This window comes from Corynebacterium sp. HMSC077D03 (assembly GCF_001808545.1).
Taxonomy (GTDB): Bacteria; Actinomycetota; Actinomycetes; order Mycobacteriales; family Mycobacteriaceae; genus Corynebacterium; species Corynebacterium simulans.
On sequence record NZ_KV793669.1, the window covers coordinates 120,961 to 137,779 of the forward strand.

At 62.0% G+C, this 16,819-nt stretch carries 14 protein-coding genes; 8 read left to right on the top strand and 6 right to left on the bottom strand.

What is annotated here, in order from left to right; translation table 11 throughout:
- The first annotated feature begins 2 nt into the window (after nucleotides 1-2).
- The 4 genes from HMPREF2888_RS02720 to HMPREF2888_RS02735 are packed head-to-tail and all read left to right on the top strand — an operon-like array spanning nucleotide 3 to nucleotide 4,759.
- A complete protein-coding gene (locus HMPREF2888_RS02720) occupies nucleotides 3-764 on the top strand; it encodes a LamB/YcsF family protein (protein WP_061920874.1) in 762 nt (253 codons plus the stop codon).
- Nucleotides 764-2,317 (top strand): 5-oxoprolinase subunit B/C family protein, encoded by a 1,554-nt coding sequence (locus tag HMPREF2888_RS02725; protein ID WP_061920872.1) that lies wholly within the window; start codon nucleotides 764-766, stop codon nucleotides 2,315-2,317. The genes HMPREF2888_RS02720 and HMPREF2888_RS02725 overlap by 1 nt, the downstream gene beginning before the upstream one ends.
- Nucleotides 2,318-2,326: 9 nt before the next feature.
- The gene (locus tag HMPREF2888_RS02730; RefSeq protein ID WP_061920870.1) at nucleotides 2,327-4,087 is read left to right on the top strand and encodes an acetyl/propionyl/methylcrotonyl-CoA carboxylase subunit alpha; all 1,761 of its coding nucleotides are present in this window, start codon (nucleotides 2,327-2,329) and stop codon (nucleotides 4,085-4,087) included.
- A gap of 57 nt (nucleotides 4,088-4,144) precedes the next feature.
- Nucleotides 4,145-4,759, top strand: a complete 615-nt coding sequence (locus HMPREF2888_RS02735; protein ID WP_061920869.1) for a GntR family transcriptional regulator — start codon at nucleotides 4,145-4,147, stop codon at nucleotides 4,757-4,759.
- 231 nt (nucleotides 4,760-4,990) lie between these two features.
- Here HMPREF2888_RS02735 and HMPREF2888_RS02740 read toward each other — a convergent pair whose 3' ends face one another.
- The gene (locus HMPREF2888_RS02740) at nucleotides 4,991-5,785 is read right to left on the bottom strand and encodes a putative hydro-lyase (RefSeq protein ID WP_070455536.1); all 795 of its coding nucleotides are present in this window, start codon (nucleotides 5,783-5,785) and stop codon (nucleotides 4,991-4,993) included.
- A gap of 12 nt (nucleotides 5,786-5,797) precedes the next feature.
- Entirely contained in the window at nucleotides 5,798-6,961 is a 1,164-nt protein-coding gene (locus tag HMPREF2888_RS02745) for an NRAMP family divalent metal transporter (protein ID WP_096336535.1), read from the bottom strand.
- A gap of 297 nt (nucleotides 6,962-7,258) precedes the next feature.
- On the opposite strand from HMPREF2888_RS02745, the gene HMPREF2888_RS02750 reads away from it, so the two are divergent.
- On the top strand, nucleotides 7,259-8,422 hold the full coding sequence (locus HMPREF2888_RS02750) for a thiolase family protein (RefSeq protein WP_070518201.1): 1,164 nt from the start codon (nucleotides 7,259-7,261) through the stop codon (nucleotides 8,420-8,422).
- Nucleotides 8,423-10,606 carry a 3-hydroxyacyl-CoA dehydrogenase/enoyl-CoA hydratase family protein gene (locus HMPREF2888_RS13225; protein WP_070518203.1) on the top strand — a complete coding sequence of 728 codons (2,184 nt, stop codon included), beginning with the start codon at nucleotides 8,423-8,425 and terminating at the stop codon, nucleotides 10,604-10,606. It begins immediately after the preceding gene.
- Nucleotides 10,607-10,690: 84 nt separating this feature from the next.
- Here HMPREF2888_RS13225 and HMPREF2888_RS02760 read toward each other — a convergent pair whose 3' ends face one another.
- Nucleotides 10,691-11,641: a DUF559 domain-containing protein gene (locus HMPREF2888_RS02760; protein WP_070518204.1), complete on the bottom strand. Its 951-nt coding sequence runs from the start codon at nucleotides 11,639-11,641 to the stop codon at nucleotides 10,691-10,693.
- Between the two features lie 382 nt (nucleotides 11,642-12,023).
- Nucleotides 12,024-13,199: an acyl-CoA dehydrogenase family protein gene (locus tag HMPREF2888_RS02765; protein WP_061920857.1), complete on the bottom strand. Its 1,176-nt coding sequence runs from the start codon at nucleotides 13,197-13,199 to the stop codon at nucleotides 12,024-12,026.
- 94 nt (nucleotides 13,200-13,293) lie between these two features.
- Here HMPREF2888_RS02765 and HMPREF2888_RS02770 point away from each other — a divergent pair, with 94 nt between their 5' ends.
- Entirely contained in the window at nucleotides 13,294-13,851 is a 558-nt protein-coding gene (locus HMPREF2888_RS02770) for a TetR/AcrR family transcriptional regulator (protein WP_061920855.1), read from the top strand.
- A 3-nt stretch (nucleotides 13,852-13,854) separates the two neighbouring features.
- Here HMPREF2888_RS02770 and HMPREF2888_RS02775 read toward each other — a convergent pair whose 3' ends face one another.
- Both HMPREF2888_RS02775 and HMPREF2888_RS02780 read right to left on the bottom strand, forming a co-directional pair.
- The gene (locus HMPREF2888_RS02775; protein ID WP_061920853.1) at nucleotides 13,855-14,916 is read right to left on the bottom strand and encodes a hypothetical protein; all 1,062 of its coding nucleotides are present in this window, start codon (nucleotides 14,914-14,916) and stop codon (nucleotides 13,855-13,857) included.
- The gene (locus HMPREF2888_RS02780) at nucleotides 14,909-15,583 is read right to left on the bottom strand and encodes an RNA polymerase sigma factor (protein WP_235591004.1); all 675 of its coding nucleotides are present in this window, start codon (nucleotides 15,581-15,583) and stop codon (nucleotides 14,909-14,911) included. Before HMPREF2888_RS02780 ends, HMPREF2888_RS02775 begins: the two co-directional genes overlap by 8 nt.
- Nucleotides 15,584-15,708: 125 nt before the next feature.
- Between HMPREF2888_RS02780 and HMPREF2888_RS02790 the strand changes: the two genes are divergently transcribed.
- A complete protein-coding gene (locus HMPREF2888_RS02790) occupies nucleotides 15,709-16,749 on the top strand; it encodes a ribonuclease HI (protein ID WP_061920849.1) in 1,041 nt (346 codons plus the stop codon).
- Nucleotides 16,750-16,819: the final 70 nt, after the last annotated feature.

Below are 16,819 nucleotides of genomic sequence, written 5' to 3' on the forward strand. Positions count from 1 at the left end.
GTATGAGCCAGCTCTTTATTGATCTCAATGCCGACCTCGGCGAGACCACCGCAGGCAATCCAGTCGCAGACGACGCAGCGATGCTCAAACTGGTCTCCTCTGCCAACGTCGCCACCGGCTTCCACGCGGGTGACCCGCACTCCATCGCCGGCACCGTCCGCGCAGCCAAAGAGGCGGGCGTCGTCGTTGGTGCACACGTGGGCTACAACGACCCAGCCGCGTTCGGCCGTCGCTTCATCGACTACAACCCGGCTGAGTTGGCAGACGAAGTCACCTATCAAATCGGCGCGCTTGAAGCGCTGGCCCGCGCACACGGCACTCGCGTGAGCTACGTCAAGCCGCACGGCGCGATGTACAACGCCATCGTTTACCACGAGGCCCAGGCCAAGGCAGTCATCGACGGCATCAAGGCCTTTGGAGATATCCCGGTCATGCTACTGCCGGGCGGCGTGGCAGTCGAGGTCGCCGAGGCACGCGGCCTGACTGTAATCCGCGAGGCCTTCGCCGACCGCAACTACAACCCCGACGGCACCCTGGTCTCGCGCACACAGGACAATGCTGTGCTGCACTCGGCAGACGACGTCGTAAGGCGCGTTCTCGAGGTGGCAGAAACCGGCGCCATCACCGCCATCGACGGCAGCGTCCTTAGCGTAGATGCGCAGTCCGTTTGCACCCACGGCGACTCCCCGGGCGCCGTGGAGATGCTGCGCGGCGTGGTAGCCGAGCTGGATGCCCGTGGCATTGAGATCCGGAGCTTTATCTAATGCACATTCACCCCGTAGGAACCCGCGCGTTGCTCGTGGAGTTGGATGACCTTTCCCAGGTCATGACCTGGCACGAGGCACTTACTGCGCAGCCACTGAAAGACCAAGTCGATGCGATTGCCGCAGCGACTACCCTATTGCTCACCTTTAATACCCCGAACTCAGCGCATGCCGCCGCCGAATTCTTGGAGGATTTCCACCCTTCCGCACGCTCCGTGGAGGAGCCACGCTTAGTGGAGATCGACGTGCTTTACGACGGCGCGGATCTGGACGAAGCTGCCGACCTACTCGGTATGTCCCGCGAGGGGCTCATCGACTGGCATACCTCGACCGAGTGGCTTGCTGCCTTCGGCGGCTTTGCCCCAGGCTTTACGTATTGCACCCCGGCAGATGCCTCCCGCGGCGTCGACATCCCGCGTCGCTCTACCCCGCGTACCGCGGTGCCAAATGGTGCGGTAGGCATCGCCGGTAACTTCTCCGCGGTCTACCCGCGCGTCTCCCCCGGCGGCTGGCAGCTGCTAGGCACCACCTCGACCCCGATGTGGGAATCGGATGCGCAGCCGCCGGCGCTGGTGCAGCCCGGCGACCGCGTGCGCTACCGTGCCGTCAGCTCCCTGCCAGACATCGTGTCCACCACCCCGTTTGGCCGCCGTACCCCGGCGCGCCTGCCACGTATGGAAGTCATCGACCCAGGCCTTGTCACCCTCTTCCAGGACCAAGGCCGCCCGGGCCGTGGCAACTTAGGCGTTACCCCTTCGGGCGCGGCTGACCAGGCAGCAGCGGCCACCGCCAACGTCGCGGTGGGAAACCCGCGCGGTGCGACGGTGCTGGAAAACATCGGCGGTATTCGCTTGCGTGCCCTCACCGATACCGTCATTTGCGTCACCGGCGCCCAAGCCCGCGTGGTCCTCGAGGAGATGCCGGTGCACCTCGCGCGACCCGTGCTAGTTACCGCGGGTTCCACCGTGCGCGTCGAGCCCGCCACCTACGGCATGCGCTCGTACATCGCCATCCGCGGCGGCATCGTTGCCGATAGCGAGTTGAGCTCCGCGTCCACCGACGTGCTCTCCGGGCTGGGCCCGGCGCCGGTGCGCCTAGGCGACATCATCGGCGTGTTGCCGCGTTCTACCGCCATGACCGACGCGCAGCTAACGAACCCGCTGCGCGTGACCGAAGGGTCCCGTGGCCAGACCGAGGGCGTGCTGCGCTGCGTGCTGGGCCCGCGTGATGACTGGTTCACCAAGGAATCCCTCGAGAAATTCTTAAATACCGAATGGGAAGTTACTCCACAGTCCAACCGCGTCGGCCTGCGTCTTAGGGCCAGCGACGATGCGACCTTGTCACGTGCGCGCTCCGGCGAGCTCCCGAGCGAAGGAATGGTCGCCGGCTCCGTCCAGGTTCCGCCATCGGGTGAGCCGGTAGTCTTCCTGCGTGACCACGCCGTCACCGGCGGCTACCCCGTTATTGCTACCGTCCTCGAAGAAGACATTGATATCGCCGCACAGCTTCCACCGGGAGCCACGGTCCGCTTCGAACTCGCTACAACTATTTAAAGGTTAATCATGATTTCTGCAGTCCTTATTGCAAACCGCGGCGAAATCGCCGTCCGCATCGCTCGCGCCGCCCGCGATCTGGGCATTCGCTCCATCGCCATCTACTCCGAGGCAGACGCAGGCGCCCTACATACCCGCGTGGCCGACGAGGCCTACGCCCTGCCCGGCAACACCGCGGCCGATACCTATATGAACGTCCCGGCATTGCTAGACATTGCGGTTCGCGCCGGCGCCGATGCCATCCACCCGGGCTATGGCTTCCTTTCTGAAAACGCTGACTTTGCCCGCGCCGTCGCCAGTGCGGGCCTGACCTGGATTGGCCCAACCCCGGAATCCATCGAGCTGCTCGGTGACAAGATTGCGGCCCGCCGCGTGGCCGAGGAGGTCGGTGCTCCTCTGGCACCGGGCACCTCGGATCCGATTGATGACTGGCAGGAGGCCCGGGCCTTCGCTGAAAAGCACGGTCTGCCGATTGCCATCAAGGCTGCATATGGTGGCGGTGGACGCGGCCTGAAGGTCGTGGAAAACCTGGAAGACATTGAGGCGGCCTTCAACTCTGCAGGCCGCGAGGCTAAGGAAGCCTTCGGCCGCGCAGAGTGCTACGTGGAAAAGTTCCTGACTCACCCACGCCACGTCGAGGCGCAAATCCTCGCCGATACCCACGGCAACGTCGCCGTGCTCGGCACCCGCGATTGCTCCACGCAGCGCCGCTTCCAAAAGCTCATCGAGGAAGCCCCTGCCCCAGCGCTTAGCGACGAACAGCGCAAGGGCATCCACGAAGGCGCACGCGCCATCTGCGCCAAGGTGGGTTACACCGGCGCTGGAACCGTGGAGTACATCGTTTCTGAGGACGGCACCATCTCCTTCCTCGAGGTCAACACCCGTGTGCAGGTTGAGCACCCAGTCACTGAGGTGGTCACCGGCGTCGACATCATTGCCGAGCAGTTCCGCATCGCAGCGGGTGAGCCACTTTCTATCTCGACTGATCCGGAATCCACCGGCCACGCTTTCGAATTCCGCATCAACGCCGAGGACATCCTGAACGGCTTTGCGCCATGCCCTGGCACCATCGTGCGCTTTGAGCCGCCGACGGGCCCTGGCATCCGCGTTGACGCCGGCGTGCGCTCCGGCTCCATCGTGCCGCCATACTACGACTCACTGATTGCCAAGCTGCTGGTGTGGGGCCCAACTCGTGAGATCGCCCTGGCTCGTGCAAAGCACGCGCTCGAGGAGTTCGATATCGAAGGCGTGCGCACCGTCCTGCCTTTCCACCGCGACATGGTCTCCTCCCAGGTCTTGGCCGATCACGGCGATGCTGAGGCACAAGCCGGTATCTACACCGACTGGTTGGACCACAACTACCGCCCTTCTGCAGAGGCTACGAGCCACATCGCGCCGGTGGAAGCCATCTATGCCAAGCGCACCCAGGTGGCCATCGAAATCGACGGCAAGCTGGTTAGCGTTGGTCTGCCAGAGCGTCTGCTTTCCGGTGTGGCTGCCGGCGCTGCACCATCTGGCGCGGCAGGCAACGCAGAATCTGCCGGTGAGGGCGACAGCACGGAGGGTGCTGTCACCGCGCCTTACGACGCCAACCTCGTGGCCTGGAACGTTGCCGACGGCGACACCGTCGAAGAAGGCGATGACATCGCCACCATCGAGGCTATGAAGATGGAATCTGTTGTAAAGGCTCCACGCGGCGGCACCATCAAGCTGTTGGCCAAGGAAGGCGACCGCTTGGATCCGTCGAAGGTTATCGCGACTATCGACTAGTGGCCGTGACCTTCTTTTTCGAGCGGCCTCCGCGCCCAATGAGTTAAGCTGTCTGGCATGCTTTCTCAGTCCGTGGCGTCGAAAATTCGCGATGGCATCTCGGCCGGCGAGTTCATGCCTGGCCAACAGCTCAGCGAGGTGAAAGCCGCTGAGCGCTTCTCTTGTTCCCGCAATACTCTCCGCGAGGCCTTCACCGAGCTCGCTGCGCAGCGCCTCGTGGAGCGCATCCCTAACCGAGGCGTCTTCATTGCGACGCCGGATGCCGATTACGTGCGTGACCTGTTCATCGCACGTGCCGCTATCGAGCCCTCCGGTGTGCTGTGGGGCGAATTCGCCGACCCAGCAGCGTTGATTGAGCTTGTCACTTCTGCTCGCGCCGCGCAGGAACGCGGTGAGGACCAAGAAGTATCCAACATCAACCAGCGTTTTCACCGCACGCTGGTGGCGTCGCTTAAATCCCCGACGCTTAACGAGCAGATGAACAACCTGCTCGCACGGATGCGGCTGAGCTTCTTGCTCGTCATCCCGCGTTACCCCACCTTGCATGCTGAGCACATTGAGGGAAACATTCGCTTGTCCCAGCTCGTTGCCGAAGGAAAACGCGAAGAAGCTGCCGCGCTCTTGCACGACAGCTTGCTGCGCACCTGCGAGAAGATGCTCGCGGTCATCTAGCTTGGGGTGGCTTGGCGGGGCGGCTTCCCTGCCCCCCATTGCAGTTTGGTCCCATAGGTTGGGTCCCTTTGTGGGGTAAAGGGACCAGTAAGCCGAGTTTTCCGGCACCGGCCACTCGTAAAGAAACCCAACCAATAAAACCCAACCAATGAAACCCAACCAATGGAACCAAACCGCGCGGCCGGTCGTAGCAGTTGTGGAGGAAGCCGCAAGCGCAGCCGCAGACCGGGCTTAAGGCACCTGGTAGTCCACGTCACGCGCGTCGGTGACGAGCATCTTGCCGGGCTGGTGGGTAATCGCCAAGCGCGGCTTCGAGTTCATCACCACTGCTTGTGGTGTCACGCCGCATGCCCAGAACACCGGGATGTGACCCTCTGGGATGTCCACGGCGTCGCCGAAGTCAGGCCGCGAAAGATCCTCAATGCCAATAGCCTCAGGGTTGCCCACATGCACCGGCGCCCCGTGCACCGACGGGTAACGCGAGGTAATGCGCACGGCGTCGGCAACCTGATCTGCGGGAATCGGCCGCATGGAGACCACCAGCGGTCCGCTGAAAATGCCTGCCGGCACAGTCGCGATGTTCGTGCGGTACATCGCGACGTTGCGCCTTTGCTCGATATGGGCCAGCGTGATGCCATTTTCCTGCAGCGCTGACTCAAAAGTGAACGAGCAGCCGATGAGAAACGCAACCATGTCCTCAGTCCAGAACTCGGTGGCGTCTTCCACAGAATCGGTCAGCTCACCGTCGCGGAAGATGCGGTAGCCCGGAATGTCAGTGCGGATGTCGCCACCGGCGAGCAGTTCCGAGCTGTATTGGCCCGCCTCCAATACGCCCACAATCGGGCACGCCTTCGGATTACGCTGAGCAAACAGCAGGAAGTCGAATGCGTATTCCTGCGGCACGGCGAGCAGGTTCGCCTGCATGAAGCCGTCAGCGAAACCTGCCGTGGTCACCATCTGATTCTGCCGTGCATGCGCCCGTACGTTAGCAGGCTGCATCGAGGAAGAGTGCGCTGTGTAAGACATCGACTATGGCCCCTAAGCCCAGAGCTTCATGATTCCGGAGAAAGAGTTAAAACCGATGTAGAACTCTAGGAGCAGGGCCAAGGTGCCCAGCACCAGCAACCAGGTGGGGTACTTGGAATCGCCGAGGAGGTCGCGGCGTCGGTAAGCAACCCACATCACCATCGCAAACGCGATAGGCAAGATGATGCCGTTGAATGCGCCGGCGAAAATCAGCAGCTTCTGCGGAGCGGAGTTTAGAAGCAGGAAAAGCAAGGTGCAGACCGCAATGAAACCAACGGTCAGGAAGTTGCGGGTACGTGGGGCAACCTTCTGTGTGGTCACGAAGGAGATCGAGGTATAGGACGCACCGATGACCGAGGACAGGCCTGCCGCAAAGAGCACCACGCCGAAGGCACGCAGGCCGAACTCGCCGGCCGCCTGACGGAACGCATCTGCCGCGGTGTTGTCCTCAGACAGTGCTACGCCAGTACTGACGACGCCGAGGACCGCCAGGAAGAGCAGCACACGCATGATGCCGGTGATGATGACGCCCATGACGGAGGTAGTGGTGATGTTCTTGATGTGCTCGCTACCAGACATTCCACTGTCGATGAGGCGGTGTGCACCGGCGAAGGTGATGTAGCCGCCGACTGTACCGCCGATCAGCGTGGTGATGACGAAGAAGTCAATCTCTTCTGGCATCACAGTGTTTTTGAGCGCCTCGCCTACTGGTGGCTGGGAGACGATGGCAACGTAGAGCATGAGCAGAATCATGATGGCGCCGAGGGCAGCCACCAAGCGGTCAAGCGCGATGCCGGCGCGCTTGGACAGGAAGACGAAGACGGCAATCGCCGCTGCGATGACGCCGCCGATTCGGGCATCGATGCCAAGCATCGCGTTAAGGCCAAGACCCGTGCCGGCGATGTTGCCGATATTGAAGACGATGCCGCCCAAGAAGACGAGCACCGCAAGGAACCAGCCGAGGCCTGGCAGAACGGTGTTGCCCAGTTCGTTGGCACGCATGCCGGAGACGCACAAGACACGCCACACGTTGAGCTGAATCGCGATATCCACGACGATGCTCAACAAAATGGCGAAGGCGAAGGCCGCGCCCATCTGGACGGTAAAGACGGAGGTCTGGGTCAAAAAGCCTGGACCAATGGAGGAAGTGGCCATGAGGAACATGGCGCCGGCCATGGCACCAATACCCTTGGGCGGGTTTTTGACGGCTGCAGCTGTTTCAGCACTCACTAGACTGTCCTTTCGTGACGCGGGTCGCATCGTTATGTGATGTGCATCATCTTAAGGTGTTGTTGAACAATTTGGAAAGAAAAACGGTCATTCACTCTAAATCTGCAGTTCACAGCCTTATGGGCAGGTACCCCCTCTACCCCAGCCCACCAACTTTATTTCCAATACACCATTGCACATTCCAGAATTGTGACCTAGGATTCATCTTTAACTAATAGTGATTCGTATTCTTAGGGGCTACACATGACCAAGAATGTCTACATCGCCAGCGCGGCACGCTTGCCCATCGGTAAGTTCGGTGGCAGTCTCTCTCGTCTATCACTGACGGAACTCGGCACGCTCGCTTCCCGCGAAGCGATTGACCGTTCGGGAATTCCGGCCGCAGACATCGATACGACAGTGGCTTCCAACGTCCTGCCGGTAGTTCCGAGCGATCTCTACATCGGCCGCAAAATAGCCCTCGGCGTCGGAATGCCGGACTCCTCAACCGCGCTCGGAGTCAACCGTTTGTGCGGCTCAGGTGTCCAGGCAATTATCTCCGCGGCCCAGCTTCTGCAAGCTGGTGACGGCACCACCGCCCTAGTCGCCGGCGTCGAGTCCATGAGCCAGGCACCCTATTCCGTCGACGGAATGCGCAGCGGCAAGAAGATGGGTGACGGCAAACTCTACGACTGGCTCACCGGCGCGCTGTCCTGTCCTTTCGGGACAGGCCACATGGGCGTAACGGCAGAAAATATTGCCCGTGACTACAGTATTAGCCGCGAGCGCCAGGACGAGTTCGCCGCCGAATCGCAGAGCCGCGCCGCGGCGGCGCAAGCAGAAAACATCCAAGCCGAGGAACTGGTCCCCGTAGGCGACCTGGATTTTGATGAACACGTGAGGGAAACGAGCGTCGACAAGCTGGCGCGTCTCAAGCCGGCCTTTGCCAAGGACGGAACCGTAACCGCAGGCAATGCCTCCGGCATTAACGACGGCGCGGCCGCAGTGGTGCTCGCAGGCCAAGAGGAGCTGGCGGCGCGTTCACTAAAGCCTCTGGCGAAGATCGTCAGCTGGTCCATCGCAGGCGTCGACCCCACCCGCATGGGCTTAGGCCCCATCGCCGCGGTGCCAAAAGCCCTGAAAAAGGCCGGTCTGAAGCTGGACGATATCGACCTCATCGAGTCCAACGAAGCCTTTGCTGCCCAGGCCATCGCGGTGCAGGACGAGCTTGGTTTCGACCCGGCTATAACGAACATCTACGGCGGCGCCGTCGCCCACGGCCACCCGGTTGGCGCCACCGGCGTCATACTTGTCACCCGCTTGGCTTATGCACTGCGCCGGCTGAACAAGCGATATGGACTGGTCACCATGTGTATCGGCGGCGGGCAAGGCATCACGCTGATCATAGAAAACGAAGGAGCGAAGTAAATGTCAATCACCAAGGTTGCCGTCATCGGCGCGGGTTCCATGGGCTCGGGCATCGCGGCGCTGTGCGCGTCGGCGGGCCTCGACGTCGTCCTGCTCGATCAAAACGCCGAGTCCGCGCAGAAAGGCGTCGATATACAGTTGAAGCGCCGCGGCTTTTATCTCCCCCAAGACACCGAACGCGTGCGCGCTTCCGCCGACTATGCGTTGTTAGAAGACCGCGATTGGATCATCGAGGCTATCTTCGAGGACCTGGGAGCCAAGCACTCCTTGTACCAAGCCATCGAGCCGCATCTGAAGCCTTCAGCGATTCTCAGCTCGAATACTTCCACCCTCCCGCTCGCTCGCCTCAAGGACGGCGTTCCGGTCGCACGCCAGGAGCGCTTCGCCATCACCCACTTTTTCAATCCGCCCAAGGTCATGCGCTTGGTCGAGTTAATCGCTTCCGGCGAGACCGAGGCCACGCTGCGCTCGACCATCGAACAAACCCTAGGCAAGATTGCGCTCGAGTGCCGCGATACCCCAGGCTTTATTGCCAACCGCGTGGGTTGCTACTGGATGGCAGCCGGCGTCGCCCGTACGCGCGAGAATGGCGTGAGCTACGAGCTTGCCGACGCCTCCTTCGGCCGCGCCTTCGGCATCCCCCGCACCGGTATCTTCGGGCTTTTGGACTACATCGGTTTGCAGCTGGTGGGGCCCATCTGGAACTCATTAGAAACCGCACTGCCTGCCGACGACCCGATGTTGAAGGTTCCGCTCGGCGAGGATGCTTTCATCGCGGGTCTGGTCGAGCGCGGTTTGACCGGGCGCACTGGCGAAGGCGGCTTCTACCGCGGGCGCAACGAGGTCATCAACTCCGACTATGAGTACGTGGCACGCACCCAACCGGACGACCCAGTCATAGGGCTCAAGGATCCGCGCGAGGTCATGGACACAGATTCGCCGGGCGGCCGCTTTGCCCGCGCGGTTTTCCTCGATACGCTGCGCTATTGCTGCGAGGTAGCGCCGGAAATCGCCGCGCACGTCGGGCTTATCGACGACGGCCTCACCCTCGGCTTCGGCTGGAAGAAGGGCATCTTCGCGCTTGCCGACGCCATCGGCATCGAGTGGGTTGCCTCCGCCTACGGTGACGACGTGCCGGCGTTGGTAGACGCGGCAGCCAAGGCCGGTGGATTCTTTGCTGACGGTCAGGCGCTTAGCGCTGACGGCAAGCTGCAGCCACTGCCTGCCCGCGAGGGCGTCGAGAGTCTGCGTTCGCTGGCGCTGGAGACCGTAGTGTCGTTGCCCGCCGGCGCGGTGCATGCTTTAGAAACCGAAGCGGGACGAATCGGCATCGTGGATTTCCATACCCCAATGAACTCCTTGCCGACCACCGCTCTTGAGGTCATTCGTGCTGCGGTTTCTGCGGTAGACGAACACGGCTTGCAAGCGCTGGTCGTGGGCAACGATGCGCCGGTGTTCTGCGCGGGCGCGGACTTGGCGTCGATTGCTGCAGCGGGCGAGTCGGGCTCGGCGGAGCGCGTTGAGGAGCTCATTGCGGACGGCTCAAACACGCTGCGCCAGCTGAAGTTCACGCCGGTTCCCGTGGTCGCAGCGGTACGCGGTGTCGCCCTGGGCGGCGGCTTAGAACTGGCACTTTCCTGCGACCGAATCGTAGCCCACGCTGATAGCCAGCTGGCTTTCCCAGAGCTCAATGTGGGTCTCTATCCGGGCTGGTCGGGCACGATTTCTGCACTGGAGCGTCTCCGCACAGCTGGCGTGGCGGACTACCACCAGAAAGCCTTCGACTTCATCACCTCGACCAAGCCCTTCCCCAACGCTTTCGTGGCCAAGGAACAGGGCTTCCTCGCGGCAGACGACGTCGTATTGATGTCCCCTGACCACGTCCTGGCGCGTGCCATCGCGGAGACGGAGTCGCTCATTGAGGGCTACGCCCCGCCTGCCGATGACGCGATTGACCTTTACTCCGGCCCTGCCCTCGACCGCGAGTGGCCCCTGGAGAATGCCACTGAAAACGACCACGTCATCGCAGCAAAGTTGGCGCAGATGTACACCGGTGAGGGCTCGCTGAGCTTTAACCAGTTCGCCGAACGTGAGGTGGAGTTCGACGTGCCGCTGGTGTTACTGCCCGCGAACGTCGAGCGCGCCAAGCACATGGCGGCGACGCGTAAGCCGCTGCACAACTAGCCCGCGGACCTGTCCCAACCATTCTTTCGGATTGGTCCCATAGGTTGGGTCCCTTTACGGGGTAAAGGGACCACCTAGCGGGTTTTAGCCGGCCTTCTTACTCGTAAAGGGACCAGTAGACTGGGACCATCCTCGCTGTTGGGCAGCTTCCAGCGCCTGGCGCACCTCCCGCACTACACGGGCTCTCTCCGTGAGCAGCTCCCGTGGGCTGTATCGCAGCACGATGAAGCCACGGTTCTGAATCAGCTTCTCGCGTCGTCGCTCCTCCACGATTGTTTGCTCGGCACTCTTGCCAAACGACGAGCCGTCGTACTTGACGGCACCGTCGATCTCGATCACGACGGCGTCGTCAATGCACGTGTCTGCGCGAAAGTTCGGCGGAATGAAGTACTGCGCAACCACCTTCTCTCCCAGCTTCTCCGCGATGGCGATGCCTCGAAAGTAGGACTCGAAAGGCGATTCCGAATGCGCGATGGCGTGCTCAATCGCCTTCCGCGCCTGCGGGGCACCGTGCACGCGACCCATGGCGATCAGCGTGCGGCGCAGCTCGTCCTTCGTGGTGAGTTCCTTCGCGAGCGCCGAATCCATGGCAACGAGTCCCTCTTCGAAGGAATGGTGCCTTGCGATGTCGATGCACGCTCGTGCCACAGTTGTGCAACGGGTGCCGAGCTGCTTGGAAACCATGTTGTCTGGCAGGTGCGTCTTGCGGTAATCGTAATCGGCTGGAATCTTCGTCTTGACTGGCAGCGATTTGGACTGCCTGGCCATTTCAATCTTTTCGTCGAAAGGCGGGAGGACCCAAAGGCCCCATAGCCTGGCTGCTGACTTTCCTATCATGATGGCTTTGTGCACGCTTTTGCCCGCGGCAATCACTTTGAGACGCTGGCGTTCGTAAGTGGGTAATTGCTCGAAGTAATCCCGCGGGGTTGCGACCCAGGGCGCTATTCGCAGAAGCTCGCCATTGGCTATTTGCTCCCACACGTGGTGATCGTTGGACAGTGGACGTAAGTGAATGAGTCGTTGTGTTTGAGTCATACAACAATGTTCGCCAAGCGCGTGCGCCCGTGTCTAGAGTCAATTTTTTACCTGTGGATAACTCTGCATTTGCGCAGCTAGGGGAAATGTTTCCTAGGGGGAGTTGGCGCTTTCGAAGCTGTCGGCCGGCTGGTGCCTCAGCGACTGTCCTCTCGCTGGCGAATGGGCGGTTTCAGCTGCCGCGGTTTGGTCCTCCTCTAGTGGTCCCATTGGTTGGGTAGTTTTACGAGAACCGACTCCCGCGCAATGCCTCCTAAGGGTTTCTTTACCCCCTAATGAAACCCAACCAATGGGACCAAACCCGGAGAGGGGTGGAGCGAGCGCCAAGCGAGGTGCGAGAGCGCTAGGCGGCACGCATGCCAAGCGGGGCGCGGGCAGGCTGCTACTTGTAGGCCGAGAAACCCGTAATGACCTTGCCCATGATGAGGCTCTGCACGGTGTCGGTTCCCTCGTAGGTGTGCATGGCCTCGATGTCGGCAAAGTGGCGCGCGATGTCGTTTTCTAGCAGGATGCCCACGCCGCCGAGCATGTCGCGGGCGTCGGAAGCAATGCGTCGCGCAGCGCGGGTGTTGTGCAGCTTCGCCGCGGAAGCCTGCGGCGGGGTGAGCGTGCCGGCCTCCTCGCGGGCGGCAACCTCGCGGCAGGTCAGCATCATCTGGTTGAGGTCCAGCACCATGTTGGCCAAGCGCTGCTGGATGATCTGCGCTTTTGCCAGCTCACGGCCGAACTGGACGCGCTCCATGACGTAGTTGCGCGCGGTTTCATAGCAAGCCACGGCCGAGCCCAACGCCATCCACGAGACGCCGATGCGCGTTGCAGTCAGCACGCGGGAGACGTCCTTAAACGTTTGGCAGCCGGGCAACCGGTTGGAGGCAGGAATGCGGCAATCCTCCAAGACGATGTGCGCCTGGTGGATAGCGCGCAGTGACAGCTTGCCGGTAATCACCGTGGCCGAGTAGCCCGGCGCGTCCTGCGGAACGATGAAGCCACCCACGTTTCCGTCCTCCATACGGGCGTAAATCACGGTCACGCCACCGGAAGCACCGTTGCCGATCCATTTCTTTTCGCCGTTGAGAACCCAGGAATCGCCGTCGCAGACCGCGGTGGTCTCCAGTGCAATGGAGTCAGAACCGTGCAACGGTTCCGTCAGACCAAACGCGCCGAGCAGCGAACACGATGCCATCGCCGGCAGGTAGCGGGAGCGCTGTTCCTCCGAGCCAAGCATCGCGATGGAGCGCATAGCCAGGCCGGCCTGCACGGCAACGACAGTGCCCATCGAGGCGTCGGCACGCGTGACCTCCATGAGCGCCAAACCCGCGCCGAGTGAGGTCATGGACTCGTGGCCAGGAACGTCAAGGCCGTCCGTCATGAGGTCGAGCTCGCCTAAGCGGCGCACAAGTTCGAGGGGGTATTCGCTTTTCTCCCAATGCTCATTGATAACCGGAAGGCAATCTTCACGAAACGAGCGAGCACGTGCCCAGACCTCGGCGTCTTGGGCACTGATGCCGTCGAACGCGCCGAGAAAGTCAGTTGTAGAATCAAAGAGATTATTGGACATTGCGGGCCTCCGAAACGAATCACTATTAGTCTGCTATTGTGATACACGCCTCACCGCCTGTCAAGAGAACGTACCCAGCGAAAGGCACACCACCATGGCTAACCAGAAGCGCCGCGACCAAATCGCCACCGCCGCCCTTGACCTCTTTGACCAGCGCGGCTTCCACGGCACCGGCATGGAAGACATCGCAAAGGCAGTGGGCATGCGGGCATCGAGCCTCTACAACCACTACAAGTCCAAGCAAGAGCTGCTCGCCGAGGTCACCGTCTCCGCCATGGAGGAACTCCTTCGTGCCAACGCCGCGGCGCTCGCCGGGGTCACGGGTTCCGAGGATAGAATCCTCGCCACGATGCGCGCACACGTCATCTTCCACGCCACCCACGCCAAGCGCGTCCGCGTGGTCAACAACGAGCTCAACAACCTCGAAGACCCCCACAAGTCCGTGGTCCTGCAGCTGCGCCGCGACTATGTGGCGCGTTGGATGAACGTCGTCGACGAGGGCAGCTTCCAAGCCGAGAACCTCAAGATTGCCTGCTGGGCGCTCATCGACATGGGCATCGGCGTGGCCACGTGGTTTAGCCCCGATGGCCCGTACACCGCCGAGGAGCTCGGTGACATGTACGGGCAGTTCGCGCTCCGCCAGCTGACCTAGCCGCTACGCGCAGCCAATCTCCTCGACCTCTTCGTGGTCCGGGTAGATGACACGGATGCGCGAGTACACCTTGGCGTTGTAGCCACACGCTTCACGCTTGTCGACGACCACCCGCACCGGCGTCTGCTTAAACTTGCCCTCCGCACAGAAGGGGTCGCAGTCGTTTTCCACGGCCGTACCCTCAGCCGTGGCCTCATCGGCGCCCCAGTTGGACCACTTGAGGTCATTGACCAGGTAGTTGTTATCACCGCAGGCCAGCGAAATGCTGTCGGGGCCTTCCAGGCCGGTGACGGACACGCAGCCCAAGATGGCTGTGGCCTCCACGGTGGTGGTCACGTTGGGGCCGACCAGACCGACCACGCGGACCAGCTGACCGGTTGCTGGAAGGATGGAGAAGCTGATGTGGTCAGCGTCGCGAATGACGCTGATGAGTCCGTCCTCCCCCACGCCGTCGTCGGAGCCCTGCGAGGTCGAAGCCAGGTCGTTGCCGTCGGTGGCGGCCAGGATGTCGTAGACAATCTTCTGCTGCTCGCTGCTCAAACCCGGCTGCAGCAGCAGCTGCAGCGCGCCGAGGGCGCGGTTGGGGAAACGATCCGCAAGAGCTTCTAGCCCAGCGCGGTCGGTGGCCGCCATGAGGTCTTCTGCGGGGATGGCCGGCTGCGGGTCGAACCCTGGCAGCTCGCCTTGGGAGGAGATGTTCACGGTGCCGTCGACGCCCACCGAATACTCGGTCGTGACAGTAGACGAGCCATCGGTGTCCACGCGCTTGAGGTACTCCTTTGAGGTCACGCCCTTGTCCGCGGCGTCGGGCTGCGCGGCGGCAGCCGCGCCCGCGTGCGTGAGCACCTCCGCCACGGCGACCGGCTCGCTGCGGTTCACAAACGGGATGACCCCGCCGACCAAAGCTAAGACACCGACGCCCGCGGCCACGGCCGTCCACGGCGTGCGTGACCCCGAATCGACGATGCCGCTGAGGACCGCCTCGGAGCGGGTAAGGGCGGCGTCGTCAAGCGCAGCGTCTGGCACCGGATTTGCGGCGCGCAATTGGGAAAGCGGATCAGTCATCGTGGCCTCCGGTGAGCTCGGAAAGGTGGGTGCGGGCGCGGTGCAGGCGCACGCGGACGTTGTTAGGGGTGATGCCGAGGACCTCGGCGATCTCGGCCTGCGTGAGCTCCTCCCAGGCGAAGAGAGTGAGGATCTCGCGCTCGGCATAAGGAAGCTGCAGCAGGGCGCGGTTGATGTCGAGGGACAAGTCAACGGCGGCGGATTCGTCGGGAAGGACTCCGTCAAAGTCGTCGAGGTTTTCGAACTCGCGGCGCGAACGATAGAACTCGCGCATCACGTTGCGTGCGATGCCATAGAGCCATGGCAGCGGGTTCTCTCCTGTCAGGGTGTCGAAGTTGGCCCAGGCGCGCTCGAAGACGTCGGCAGCCAGCTCCTCAGCGTACTCCTGCGGCACGCGACGCCTTAAGAACGCCAAGACGACAGGATAATGCGCGCGAAAATGCCGGGAGAACTCCCGCCTTCGCGCGCCGGGCAAGGTTAAGACGGACAAATAAAACTCCACGAGCCTGCTGCAACATACTTCACATAGAGTATGTTGCAGCAGACTCGGAATTATTACAGACTGGTGCGCGACTTTTTCTTTAACCGGAATCAGCACTGTCTTGACCAGGGAGGCGGCTATGCCCGCGGCGTCGACGCCCACCGCAGCCAACGGAATGATGATCATGAGGCCATTTCAGCCGCAAACAACCAAGGAGGAGCGCCGTTCTTTTGGGACTAAAGAGCCGCTTTGAGGCTGATTGAAAAGTCCGTTGTGCTTGGTGTCGGACGCAGATGGTTTACTAGTAGACGATGGAACCGCTCGAACTCAGCGCGCTCACCGGCACGCAGTCCCGTACGTATGGCACTCGGAAGATCACCGACTCTATGGTGAACGCACCGGTCCATGTAGCGATCGCACTATGGGACGAGCGCTGGGACTCCGCGCCGGGCGGTACTGTTGATGGCTGGGTCATCGCAGTAAACACCAGGCAGACTCGGTTCATACGCAAGGGCCAGACCAAGAGCGGCGACGTGGTGGAGATTGCCATCCGCGAGTTCGAGAAGGCCACGAAGAACCTGAAGGGCCGAGTCTGGATTGTCACGGGGCGCCGGCAAAATGCGCTGCGGTCGGCGCTGGAACGGCGCGGTTATACAGTGACGGGCAGCTTTGCGGAGGAAAATAGGGCGTCGAAAAGCGCGAGCTCTGTGCGCCGCAAGGAAGCGGGCCTGACCGCGCGTAAGGCCAAGAAGTTGGGCGAGGCGCCGCGGAAGAAAGAGTCCACGCAGGTAGAGACCCCGAAGGCACATTGGTGGCCAAACTTCTCGCAGGCGTCATCATGGCCGGAGGGCGCCACGGTGCGCATTGCTACCGACGCCTCCTCCGACACCGTGTTCAAGGGCTCCATGTGCTTCGTGGCGGGCAATGGCGACTACCGGCTGCGCACCCGCGAGACTAAGGCGGGTACTGACGAGCTCGAGCTGGAGTCGCTGACCTTAGCGCTGAAGTACCTGCTCAAGGTGGGTGCAAAGAAAGCGATTATTGAAAGCGACTCGGTCGCGGCGCTCGAAGCAGTGGAGCAGTTACGCAATAAGCAGTCGAAGGCGGTGCGCTCGCGGCGGACGTGGCGCGGCGTAACGTCAGGTGCGCGGTCGCGTTTCCAGCAGGCCTGGAACGACGTCGAAGGCGAATGCGAGGTGGAAATCCGCCGCGTACTTGGCCATGCGGGCGATCCGCTCAACCGCGCGGCGGACCAGATTGCGTACATGGGGCTGCGTGCGATTGCGCATCCGATGAAGCAGTCGCGGGCCACGCTGCAGGAGGGCATCACCAAGGCGCTGGCCAAGCTTTAGGCTTAGCCGCGAAAAGATGATCAGGCAGGCAAACGCCACCGCCCATTACGTTGTTAGCAGTTCCACCCCA